Raw genomic sequence first — 13,301 nt, 5'->3', positions numbered from 1 at the left:
CGAACACCGACACCACATTCGCCAACGCCCCATGCCCCACCCCCACACCCTTCGGACGACCCGACGAACCCGACGTATAAATCACGTAGGCGAGGTTCGAGGGATGGGTGTGCCGGGAGGGGGCGACGGCGGGCATGCGGTCGAGGCCGGTGAGGGTGGCGGGGTCGTCGAGCCAGACGACGCGTTCGACGCCGAGCCGGCCGGCCGCGCCGTCGGCGGCGTCGCGGGTGCTGACGACGGCACGGGCTCCGCTGTCGCGGAGGATGTAGGACAGGCGCTCCTCGGGGTGCTCCGGGTCCAGCGGTACGTAGGCGGCTCCGGCCTTCCAGGCGGCCAGGATGCCGACGAGCATGTCGAAACCGCGGGGAAGGCAGAGGCCGACGACCGATTCGCGGCCGACGCCGAGGCCGAGGAGGTGGTAGGCGAGGCGGTTGGCGCGGGTGTCGAGTTCCCCGTACGTGAGTTCCGTGCCCTCGAAGACGGCGGCGACGGCCTCGGGGGTCAGCTGCGCGTGTGCCTCGAAGAGGTCGGGGACGAGAGCGGCTTCGACGTCGGTCGTGGTGGCGTTCCACTGGTGCAGGAGCAGGTCGCGCTCGGTCTCGGTGAGCACGTCGACGGCGCTGAGACGGGTGGCGGGCTCGGCGACCAGCGCGGTGAGGGCGCGGGCGATCCGCTCGGCGAGGCGGGCGGCGGTGTCCTGCTCGAACAGGTCGGCGGCGACGATCACGGATCCCCGCAGGCCCGCGGGAGCGCCTTCGGCGTCGACCTGTTCGTCGACGGCGATCTCGAGGTCGAACTTGGCGATCTTCTTGAGGGTGGCGGTCACGTCGTCGGTGGCGACGTCGGCGAGCGAGCCGGCGCGTACCGCGCCGAGGTCGACCTGTGCCTGGGTGGCGTGGTCGACGGAGAGCATGACCTGGAAGAGGGGATGGCGGGCGAGGGAGCGGGCCGGGGCCAGCTCCTCGACGAGCTTCTCGAACGGCACGTCCTGGTTCGCCATCGCCGCGAGACTCGTCTCACGCACCCGGTTCAGGACCTCACGGAAGGTCGGATCACCCGACAGGTCCGTCCGCAGGACGAGCGTGTTGACGAAGAACCCGACCAGGTCTCTGAGGGCCACGTCGGTGCGGCCGGCGACCGCGGTGCCGATGGGGATGTCGGTGCCGGCGCCGAGCTTCGACAGCGTCATCGCGAGGACGGCCTGGAGGGCCATGAAAGTGGTGACGCCTTCGGCGCGCGCGAGGTCCCGCAGGTGTGCGTGGACGTCGGCGGGGATGGTGAAGGGGGCGCTGAGTCCCTGATGGGAGGGGACGGGCGGGCGGGGGTGGTCGAAGGGCAGGGCCAGTTCCTCGGGGGCGTCGGCGAGTGCCTCGCGCCAGTAGGCGACCTGGCGGGATCCGACGCTGTCGGGGTCCGCCGAGTCGCCGAGGAGTTCGCGCTGCCACAGCGCGTAGTCCGCGTACTGCACCGGCAGCGGCTCCCATGCGGGGGCCTCGCCCGCGCACCGGGCCGCATAGGCGGTGGAGAGGTCCTGCGCGAGCGGACGCTTGGAGTAGCCGTCGCTGGCGATGTGGTGGACAAGCAGCGCGAGGGCGTGCTCGTCGGGTCCGGCCGAGAACAGCCAGGCCCGTACCGGGAGTTCGGTGGAGAGGTCGAAGGTGTGCCCGAAGACTCCGGCGACGGCGCCGGCCAGGTCCGCCGGGGTCGCGGTGTCGGGGAGTTCCACCGACCGCAGGGCCCAGTCCAGGTCGTCCATCTCGTGGATGTGCTGGTGGGGTTCGCCGTCCTCGACGCGGAAGGTGGTGCGCAGGACCTCGTGGCGTGCCAGGACGTCCCGCAGCGCCGCTGCCAGCGCGTCCCGGTCCACCGCGCCGGTCAGGCGGAGGGAGACCGGGATGTTGTACGTCGCGCTGGGGCCCTCCAGCTGCTGGATGAACCACAACCGACGCTGCGCGAATGACAACGGAATCATCGGGAACCTTCCTGGCTTCGTCCCTGCCGCAACGCCGGCACAGGCTGACTGTCAAGCGTCTGCCGTCATGCGCTCCGCACGGAGGAAAAATCTCGTGCGGCAGCAAGGCCGGCGTGGTGTGCACGTCCCTGAAATGCCCCTGGGGAATTCACGTGCGTGCACGGGTGAACCTGGTCAATAAAGATCCGCAGGACCTCTGGCGGGATTCTGCGGCAACTGCATGCGAAGAACGGGAATTCACTGGGAACGACTTTTCGATGCGTCACTCCCCCGTGATGGCGCGAACCACTATGACCCAGCGCCCACCGGCGATCAATCGTCCGCCTTCACGCCGTGATCAGGTCGAAGGGCTTGCGGAAACCCACCCCTGACAGGGGTACTCGGTCTCGTTCAACCGCCCCTGGGCACCAGTTGAACGTCCCCCGGACACGTTTCGGCCGCCTCATCCGATTTCTCGTACAAGGCGGCCGATTCGCTTGTCAACGCGTATGTGGTTGTTCAGCTTGAACGCACTGGATTCCTCGTGCTTTTCGTGTTACGAGACCTTCCGGTCACGCATCGACCGCAGGGCCGGCCGGTTCGACTTCCGCGTGCCGAGTTGTGTCGCGAGACCGGCGGGGGTGGGGAAGTTGAACAGGGACCGGATCTCGACGTCGACATCGAGGGCCGCGCGGACCTGGACGATGAGTTCGGTCGCGAGCAGCGAGTGGCCGCCCAGGATGAAGAAGTCGTCGTCGACGCCGACCTCGTCCAGGCGCAGCACCTGGGCGAATGCCTCGCACAGGGCGCGCTCCTGGGGGGTGGCGGGCTCCCGTCCCTGGCCGGAGGGGCCGCCGGAGGTGAGCGTGTCGGGTGCGGGCAGGGCCTTGCGGTCGAGCTTGCCGTTCCCGGTCAGCGGCAGCGCGTCCAGGACGACGACCGCCGACGGAACCATGTGCTCCGGCAGCCGCTGCGCAGCGAACTCCTTCAGCGTGGAGGCAAGGTGGGCCTTCTCCTGCGGCTCCAGGTCGTCGGCGACGACGTAGGCGACGAGCCTGCGGTCCCCCGGGGTGTCCTCGCGGGCAACGACGGCGGCCTGATCGACCAGCGGATGAGCGGCGATCACCCCCTGCACTTCACCCGGCTCGATGCGGTAGCCGCGGATCTTGACCTGGTCGTCGGCACGGCCCAGGAAGACCACCTGACCGTCCTGCGTCCACTTCGCACGGTCGCCCGTGCGATACATCCGCTCGCCGCTCTCGTACGGGTTGGCAACGAACCGCTCGGCGGTCAGCGCCTCCCGGCCCACATATCCACGGGCGAGGCCGGCACCGGACACGTACAGCTCACCGGCGACACCGACCGGGACCGGCTGGAGGCGGGAGTCCAGGAGGTAGAAGCGGGTATTGGCAATCGGTGTGCCGACCGGGACCGTCCCGCCCGCGATCTCCTCGGCGGTCAGCCGCGTGGTCGCGATGCCGATCGTCGTCTCGGTCGGACCGTAGTGGTTGTGGACCTCCCGGTCACCCGCTGCCCCGAGCAGTTCGCGCAGCCAGACCGTCGAAGCGGCCTCGCCACCGAGAACGAGCGACCGGGCAGGCAGCACGCCTTCCATGCCCGCTGCCGAGAGGGCGGCGAGGTGCGAGGGAACCGCCTTGAAGTGGTCGATCCGGTGTTCCGTGAGGTACGCGGACACCACCTTCGGGTCGGTGACCGCCGCCTCGTCCAGGATGTGGAGTTCACCGCCGGTGGTGAGGCTCGCGAAAACCACCGTGTTGCCCAGGTCGGTCGCCTGGGCCTGGAGCAGCGCGTACCGGGCGCCTTCGCCCGCGAAGCCCAGGCGGTCGGGGACCGAGGCCGTGTAGTTGGCCAGGCCGCCGTGGGTGACCGCGACACCCTTGGGCCGGCCCGTCGAACCCGACGTATAGATCACATACGCCAGGGACTGCGGATCGACCTCACGATCAGGGCGCTCCGCGGACGCGGCGGCAAGCTGCATTTCCACGAACGTGTCGTCGATCGCCACCAGCCGCGACCGGCCGGCGGGCAGCTCGTCCAGAATCTCCTCCGTCGTCAGGGCCAGCGCGGCACGGCTGTCACGGAGCATGAACGCGATCCGGTCCGTCGGCTGCCCCGGATCAATGGGGAGATAGCCGGCTCCGGCCTTCCACACGCCCAGGATCGCCGCGATCACGTCCACACCACGCGGCAGACACAGACCCACCACCGACTCCGGACCGATGCCCTGACCGATCAGATAATGCGCGAGACGATTGGCCCGAGCCTCCAGCTCGGCGTACGAGACCGAGGTACCGCCGGCGACGAGCGCCGGGGCCTCGGGAGCGGCGGCGGCACGTGCTTCGAACCGCTCGTGGACTAGGACCGGCCGACCATCGCTCGCCGTGTCGTTCCAACCGGTCAGGACCCGGCGACGCTCCTCTTCCGGCAGGATGCCTACCTCGCTCAGGCGGCGGCCCGGGTCCTGGGGCAGCGCCTCCAGGAGGGTCGTCCAGGCGTCAGCGATGCGGCCCGCCCACCGCGCGTCGAACAGGTCGGCGGCCACGGTGACCGAGCCGCCGAGGCCCGCCGGGGCGCCCTCGGCGTCGAAGGTCTCCCCCACCATGACGTCCAGGTCGAACTTCACCGCGCGGTTGCCGGTGGACATGCCGCCGGTCCACGCGACGGCCGCTCCGGCCGCGTCGAGTCCGGACTCCACGGTGTTCTGCTTGGTCAGGACGACTTGGAAGAGGGGATGGCGGGCCATGGAGCGGGCCGGGGCCAGCTCCTCGACGAGCTTCTCGAACGGCACGTCCTGGTGGGCCATCGCCGCCAGGCTCCGTTCGCGTACCTGGTGCAGCAGGTCCCGTACGGTCGGGTCGCCGGACAGGTCGGAGCGCAGGACCAGGGTGTTGATGAAGAAGCCGACGAGGTCGTCGAGGGCTTCGTCCGTGCGGCCGGCGTTCGCCGAGCCGATCGGGATGTCGGTGCCCGCGCCCAGCTTGGAGAGCAGGGTCGCCAGGGCCGCCTGCAACACCATGAAGACGGTGACGTCCTCCTCGCGGGCGAGCCGGACGAGCTCGGCGTGCACGTGCGGGGGGACGGTCAGCGGGACGCTGTGGCCCCGGTGCGATGCCTGGGCCGGGCGCGGCCGGTCGAAGGGCAGGTCCAGCTCCTCCGGTGCCGCTGCCAGGGCCTCGCGCCAGTAGGCGAGTTGGCGGTTGACGACGCTGTCGGGGTCGTTCTCGTCGCCGAGGAGTTCGCGCTGCCAGAGCGCGTAGTCGGCGTACTGGACCGGGAGCGGCTGCCAGGCGGGGGCCCGGCCGGCGGCGCGTGCCGCGTAGGCGGTGGAGAAGTCCCGGGCGAGGGGTGCAAGGGACCAGCCGTCGCTGGCGATGTGGTGCACCACGACGAGAAGGGCGCGTTCCTGTCCGGTGTCGAAGAGCGTCGCCCGGATCGGGATCTGCGTCGACAGGTCGAAGGCGTGGGCGGAGGCCGTGTCGACGGCGGTGGCCAGGTCCTCGGGTGCCACGGTGCGGAACTCGGCGTGCCAGTCGAGTGTGTCGAGGGGGCGGACATCCTGGTAGGGCTGACCGTCGTCCGCCGTCGGGTAGACCGTGCGGAGGACTTCGTGACGGTCGATGACGTCGCGGAGGGCGGCGTCGAGGGCGTGCGGGTCGACGTCGTCGGTCGTGGTGACGGCGATCGGACTGTTGTAGGTGGCGCCCGCTCCCTCCAGTTGGCCGATGAACCAGAGGCGCTGCTGGGCGAAGGAGAGGGGGACCCGCCGAGGGCGGTCCCCGGCGGTGAGGGTGGGGCGTGTGCCGGCCGCGTCGTCGAGGCGGGCGGCGAGGGCGGAGACGGTCGGGGCGTCGAAGAGCACCCGGATGTCGAGGTCCACGCCGAGTACGGCGCGGACACGGCTGGCGAGGCGGACGGCGAGCAGGGAGTGGCCGCCGAGGGCGAAGAAGTCGTCGTCGACGCCGACGGACTCGATGCCGAGGACCTGGGCGAACACCCCGCACAGGAGTTGTTCGCGCAGTCCCTGCGGGGCTCGTTCGGCGGCGGTCGCGGTGCCCTGGGTGTGGGGCGCGGGCAGGGCGGCGCGGTCCAGCTTGCGGTTGACGGTCAGAGGCAGGGCATCGAGGGCGACCACGGCCGAGGGGACCATGTAGTCGGGCAGTCGGGCGGCGGCGTGGGCCTGGAGGGCGTCGGTGTGGGACGCGGTCCAGGCGGTGGTCTCGGGGACGGGTACGACGTAGGCGACGAGGCGCTTGTCCCCGGGGGTGTCCTCGCGGGCGATCACGGCGGCCTGGGCGACGGTGGGGTGTTCCGCCAGGACGGCGGTCACTTCGCCGGGTTCGATGCGGAAGCCGCGGATCTTGACCTGGTCGTCGGTCCTGCCGACGAAGACGAGCCGGCCGTCGGCCGTCCACTTGGCGCGGTCGCCGGTGCGGTAGAGCCGCGACCCGTCGTCGGCGAGGTGATTGGCGACGAACCGTTCGGCGGTCAGGCCGGGCCGTCCCAGGTAGCCGCGGGCCAGGCCGACGCCGGTGACGTACAGCTCGCCCGCGACGCCGACCGGGGCCGGTGCCAGGGACTCATCGAGGACGTACACGCGGGTGTCAAGCACGGGCGTGCCGATGGCGACGTCCTCGGAGAGCGGGTCGCAGCGCCACAACGTGGCGTCGACGGTGGTCTCGGTGGGTCCGTAGGAGTTGAACAGGGTGTGGGTCCGGGCCCAGCGGGCCATGACGTCGGGCGGGCAGGCCTCTCCGGCGATGACGAGGACGGTGTCCGCGGGAAGGGAGGTCTCATCGAGTGTGGCGAGGACCGCGGGCGGCAGGGTGGCGTGGGTGACGCGCTGCTCGGTGAGGTGTGCGGGCAGGGCGTCGCCGAGGCGGCGCTCGGGCGGGACGACCACGAGGGTCGCGCCGGAGAGGAGGGCCATGAGCCATTCCCAGCCGAAGGTGTCGAATCCGGCGGAGGCGAACTGGGCGACGCGGGCGCCGGGGCCGACTCCCAGGGACCGGATGTGGCCCTGGACGAGGGCCGCGACCCCGGTGTGCGACACGAGGACGCCCTTGGGGCGGCCGGTGGAGCCGGAGGTGTAGATGACGTAGGCCGGGTGGGCCGGCAGGAGGGCCGGGGCGCTCATGCCGTCCGTACTCGTGGCATCCGTGCTCGTGCCGATGGGGTTCGGGTCGGTGGGGTTCGGGTCGGTGGCGTTCGGGTCGGTGGGGTTCGGGTCGGTGGCGAGGGCTTCGCGGATCAGGGCCGTGTCGGTGCGGGTGGCCGGGATCTTGGCGGCCGTGGTCTCGGAGACGAGGACGAGCGCGGGGGCCGCGTCGCCGAGCATGTAGGTGACGCGCTCGGCGGGATAGTCGGGGTCGAGCGGCATGTAGGCGCCGCCGGCCTTGACCACGCCGAGCAGGGCCGTCATCAGGTCGATGCCCCGGTCCAGGCAGACGGCGACGACGGTCTCGGGGCCCACGCCCCGGCCGGTGAGGTGGCGGGCCAGGCGCGTCGCGCGGGCGTCGAGTTCGGCATACGTGATCTCCGCGGTGGTGTCGGACACGGCGATCGCGTCCGGGGTGCGGGCGACGTGGGCGGCGAACAGGTCCCCGATCGTGGCGGGTGCGAGATCGGTGGCCGTGTCGTTCCACTCGACGAGCATGCGGTGCCGCTCGGCCGCGTCGAGGACGGGGACCGCGCTGAGCCGGGTGCCGGGTTCGGCGGTGACCGCGTCGAGCACCTGGGTGAGGCCGTCGACGATCCGGCGTACGGTGGCCGGCTCGAACAGCTCCGCCGCCGCGGTGACCTCGCCGCGGACGCCGGCCGGGGCGCCGTCGGCGTCGAACGCCTCGCCGACGATGACGTCGAGGTCGAATTTGGCCTTCGCCGGGCCCGTGCCGAGGGCGCGGACGCCGAGGCCGGGGAGTTCGACGACGGCGTCGGCCGTGTTCTGCAGGGTCAGCATGACCTGGAAGAGGGCGTGCCGTGCCAGGGAGCGGCTGGGCGCGAGCTCTTCGACGAGCCGTTCGAAGGGCACGTCCTGGTGGGCGAAGGCGGCGAGGCTGTTCTCCCGTACGCGGGCGAGGAGGTCCCGGAACGTGGGGTCGCCGCTCAGGTCGGTGCGCAGGACGAGCGTGTTGACGAAGGAGCCCACCAGGCCGTCGAGGGCTTCGTCGGTGCGGCCCGCGTGGGGCGAGCCGATCGGGATGTCGGTGCCCGCGCCCAGCTTGGAGAGCAGGAGGGCGAGCGTCGCCTGCAGGACCATGAAGGTCGTGACGCCCTCGGCCCGTGCCACATCGGCGAGGCGCGCGTGGATGTCGGCGGGGATGTCCACCGGCACGCTGTGGCCGCGGTGGGAGGCGACGGCCGGGCGGGTGTGGTCGAAGGGCAGCGTCAGCTCTTCGGGGGCTCCGGCGAGGGCCTGGCGCCAGTAGGCGGCCTGGCGTCCGGTCACGCTGTCGCCGTCGCGTTCGTCGCCGAGGAGTTCCCGCTGCCACAGGGCGTAGTCGGCGTACTGGACCGGGAGCGGCTCCCAGGCGGGTGCCCGGCCCGTGCACCGGGCGGCGTAGGCGAGGGACAGGTCGTGGGCCAGGGGGCCGGTGGACCAGCCGTCGGTGGCGATGTGGTGCACGACGACGACGAGGACGTGGTCCTCGGGGGCGAGTTCGAGCAGGGCGGCGCGGATGGGGACCTCGTCGGCCAGGTCGAAGACGTGCTGGGCCACCTCGGCGACGGCGACGGTGAGTTCCTCCGGCCGGACGGTGCGGACGGCCGGTTCCCAGACCAGGTCGTCGAGGTCGGTGATCCGCTGGTAGGGCTCGCCGTCGGCGACGGGGAAGCGGGTGCGGAGCACCTCGTGGCGGCCGATGACGTCCCGCAGGGCGGTGATCAGGGCGGGCCGGTCCAGGCGGCCGGTGAGCCGCAGGCCCATGGGGATGTTGTAGGTGGCGCCGGGGCCTTCGAGCTGGCCGATGAACCACAGGCGGCGCTGCGCGAACGACAGCGGGGTGCGTGCGGGGCGCGGCAGGGGCGCCAGGGCGGCGCGTGCCGTCTCGGCGCCGCCGAGCCGGCGGGCGAGCGCGGCGACGGTGGGGGCCTCGAAGAGGGTGCGCAGGGGGACCTCGACGCCGAGGACGGTGCGGATGCGGCTGATGAGGCGGACCGCGAGCAGGGAGTGCCCGCCGATGGCGAAGAAGTCGTCGTCGACGCCGACCGCGGGGCGGTCGAGGACGTGGGCGAAGATCCCGGCGAGGATCTCCTCGCGCGGGTCGGCCGGGCCCCGGCCGTGGATCGTGCCGTCGCCGTAGTCGGGGGCGGGCAGGGCCCGGTGGTCGAGCTTGCCGTTGGCGGTCAGGGGCAGGTCATCGAGGGCGACGACCGCCGACGGGACCATGTAGGACGGCAGACGGTCGGCGGCGTACCGGGCGACTTCGGTGGTGAGTGCCTGGTGGCCGGGGGTTCCGGGCGCCACCACGTAGGCGACGATCCGCCGGTCTCCCGGGCTGTCCTCGCGGACGACGACGGCGGCGCGGTCGACGTCCGGGTGGGCGGTGACGACGGAGCGGATCTCGCCGAGTTCGATGCGGAAGCCGCGGATCTTGACCTGGTCGTCGGCGCGGCCGAGGTACTCGATCCGGCCGTCGTCCTTCCAGCGCACCAGGTCGCCGGTGCGGTAGAGGCGCTCGCCGCCGGTGGAGAACGGGTCGGCGACGAAGCGTTCGCCGGTCTGGGCGGGACGTCCCAGGTAGCCGCGGGCGAGGCCGGGGCCCGCGACGTACAGCTCGCCGGTGGCACCGACCGGGACCGGTGCGAGGGAGCCGTCGAGCACGTAGGCGCGGGTGCGGGCGATCGGCGTGCCGATGGACACGGCCTCGGCGTCCGGCTCGCAGCGCCAGTAGGTCGCGTCGACGGTGGTCTCCGTCGGGCCGTACGTGTTGAACAAGGTGCGACCGCGCGCCCAGCGTCCGACGAGCTCCGGGGCGCACGCCTCGCCGCCGATCTCGATGACGAGGTGCGGGGACACCGCCTCCTCGTCGAGGCCGGCGAGGACGGCGGGCGGCAGGCTGGCGTGGGTGATGCGCTGTTCGGCGAGGAAGTCGGTCAGTTCCTTCCCGAGTCTGCGGTGCGCCGGTACGGGGACGAGGACGGCGCCCGTGGTGAGCGCGAGTGCCCACTCCAGGCAGAAGACGTCGAAGCCGACCGAGGTGAACTGCGCCACTCGTGAGCCGGGCCCGGTGCCGAAGCGTTCCGTGGCGGCCGCGAGGGTGTTGGCGAAGCCGCCGTGGGTGAGCAGGACGCCCTTGGGGCGGCCGGTGGATCCCGAGGTGTAGACGATGTACGCGGGATGCTCGGCGCGCAGCGCGATGTCGGGGGCCGTGACCGGCAGCCGGCCGAGGGCGGCGCGGGTGCGGGCGTCGTCGACGACGAGGACGGCGGCGTCCGTGGCGGGAACCCTGCTCCGGGTGGCGGTGGTGGCGAGGACCGCCATGGGGCGGGCGTCTCCGAGGATGTACGCGACGCGTTCGGCGGGGTAGTCGAGGTCGATCGGCAGGTAGGCGCCGCCGGCCTTGAGGACGGCGAGGAGCGCCGCCATCAGGTCGGGGCCGCGTTCCAGGAACAGCGCGACCACGGACTCGGGTCCGACGCCGTGCTCGGTGAGGTGGTGCGCGAGCCGGTTGGCGCGGGCGTCCAGTTCGCCGTAGGTGAGATCCCCCGTCTCCGTCACGAGCGCCACCGCGTCGGGGGTGCGGGCGACGCGCTCGGCGAAGAGGGCGAGGACCGGTGCGGGCTCGGTGCGGGCCGTGGTGGTGCTCCACTCGCGCAGGAGCAGGTCCAGTCCTGCCTCGTCGAGTACCTGGACGGCTCCGAGGCGCGGTTCCTCGCCCTGGTCGAGTGCCGCCTCCAGGGCCGCGACGAGGTTGTGCGTGGCGGTCTCGACCAGGCGGCCGACCATGCGCGGGTCCACCGGGGCGACCGCGTCGACGGCCAGGCCGATGCTGTCGCCGTGGTCGTCGACCGAGAGGGCGAGCGGGAAGTTGTCCCGCTCCTGCGCGAACCGCAGGGTGATGCCGTCGAGTTCGCGCGGGGCGTCACGGCCGCCGGACAGGTCGGCGTGGTGGCGGTAGTTGAACAGGGCGGTGAACAGCGGGGTATTGCCGTCGATGCCGCTGGCGCGCTGCGCCACCGCGAGGGGGGCGTGCTCGTGCTCGAGCAGTTCGGCGAGCTGGCCGCGCATGGCGGCGACGGCGGCGAGCACACCCGGCCCGTCGGTGCGGACGCGTACGGGCAGCGTGTTCATGTACGGGCCGGGGACGCGGTCGGCGCCCTGACCCGCGTTCATGCGGCCGAACAGGATCGTGCCGAAGACGACGTCGTCGCGGCCGCTGACCGCGGCGAGGACCCGGGCCCAGACGAGGTGCATGACCGTGGCGGGGCTGGCGCCGGCCCGGCGGGACACCTCACGCAGACGTGTGGTGAGGGCGGGCGCGAACGGCACCTCGACGCGGACGGACGTGGCGCCGTCGCCCCGTACGTCGGCGATGCCGAAGGGGGCGGTGGGTTCGGTGACGTCGCCGAGGAGGTCGGTGAAGTACCGCTCGTGCTCGGCGCGCGCGACGGCGCCCCGGGTCTGGGCGACGAAGTTCCGGAACGGCATCGGCGCTGACAGCTCCCGCCCCCGGCCGGCCAGGATCGTCTGGACCTCGTGGAAGACGATCTCCAGCGCGGTGTGGTCACGGACCACGTGGTGCGCCCTCAGCAGACCGAGCCAGCGGCCGGTACCGGGCACCTGGGCCGCGTGCATCCGCAGCAACGGGGCCTGCGTCAGATCCATCCAGTTGCCGGCGGCGGTCAGGAGCTGTCGCACCGGGTCGCCCTCGCCGCCGAGGGTGACCTCGGTGACGGGCAGGGTCGCCTGCCTCCGTACGACCTGGACCGGCTCGCGCAGGCCCTCCCAGACGATCGAGGTGCGGTAGATGTCGTGCCGGTCGACCACCTGCTGAAGGGCGTCCGCGAAGGCGTCGAAACGCTCGCGCGAGTCGAACTCCAGGACGGTCGGCAGGACGTAGGCGTCGTCGCCTCCCTCGGCGAGGAGGTGGTGGAAGAGCAGACCCTCCTGGAGGGGGGCCAGGGGATAGATGTCCGCGATGTTCGCCGCGCCACCGTCGACGGTGGCGACGATCCGCGTGATCTCGTCGGCGGTGAGGTCGACGAGGGGCAGCATGTCGGGGGTGATCGCGGTCGCGTCGGCCGGGATCAGATTGGCCGGTACGGCGACCTGCTCGGCACCCGTCGAGACGGCGAGGCCGGCCGGAGTCGGAGCCTGGAAGAAGGCTCGCACCGACACGTTGACGCCCTGGTTACGGAGCAGGGCGACGAGGCGGATGGCGAGCAGGGACTGGCCTCCGAGGGCGAAGAAGTCCTCGTCCACCCCCACACTGTCCAGACCCAGGACCTCGGCGAACGCCGCGCAGAGGATCTCCTCACGAGCGTTCGACGGCCCTCGCACCGCCCCGCCCGTCTCATGCTCCGGAGCGGGCAGGGCCGTACGGTCGAGCTTGCCGTTCGCCGTCAGCGGCAGCGCGTCCAGCACGACGACCGCCGACGGAACCATGTACTCGGGAAGCCTGCGCGCCACGAACTCGCCCACCGTCTCGGCGAGTTCACCGGTGGTAACGACGTAGGCGACCAGCCGCCGGTCGCCGGGAGCATCCTCCCGTACGACCACGGCCGCCCGGGCGACCTGCGGATGCGCGGCGACCGCTGCCTGGACCTCACCCAGCTCGATACGGAAACCACGGACCTTGACCTGGTCATCGGTACGGCCCAGGAAGACCAGCTGGCCCTCCGCCGTCCACTTCACCCGGTCACCCGACCGGTACATCCGCTCACCCGGACCCGAGAACGGCGACGCGACGAACCTCTCCGCCGTCAGGGCAGGACGGTTCACATACCCACGCGCCAGCCCCGCACCCGACACATACAGCTCACCGGCCACCCCGACCGGGACCTGCCGCAGGAACTCGTCCAGGACGAACACCCGGGCGTTCGGGACCGGACTGCCCACCACGACATCCGCGCAGGCGGACAGGCGTGCGATGGACGTGTCGACCGTCGCTTCCGTCGGGCCGTAGAAGTTGAAGCCCTCCACACCCTCCAGAGCACGCAACCGCTCCCACAGAGCCGCCGGAACAGCCTCACCACCCACACCGATACGAGACGGATGCCGATCGGTGTCGAACAGGCCCTCATCCATCAGGACCTGAAGATACGAAGGAGTGATCTCGGCGAAATCGATCCGGGAAGCAGACAACCACGCCACCAGACGCCCCGCGTCCAG

The 13,301-nt window shown here is 71.9% G+C and carries 2 protein-coding genes; both read right to left on the bottom strand.

Annotated elements, in window-relative coordinates; genetic code table 11:
- Nucleotides 1-1,972: condensation domain-containing protein (locus ACWCXC_RS37060; RefSeq protein WP_450891776.1), on the bottom strand; the 1,972-nt coding region annotated here is incomplete at its 3' end.
- A 535-nt stretch (nucleotides 1,973-2,507) separates the two neighbouring features.
- Entirely contained in the window at nucleotides 2,508-13,286 is a 10,779-nt protein-coding gene (locus ACWCXC_RS37055) for an amino acid adenylation domain-containing protein (protein WP_450891777.1), read from the bottom strand.
- Between the last annotated feature and the right edge of the window lie 15 nt (nucleotides 13,287-13,301).

It is taken from the genome of Streptomyces sp. NPDC001515 (assembly GCF_053597115.1).
Note: the sequence above shows the minus strand (reverse complement) of the source record. Positions and strands in the feature narration are given on the sequence as shown.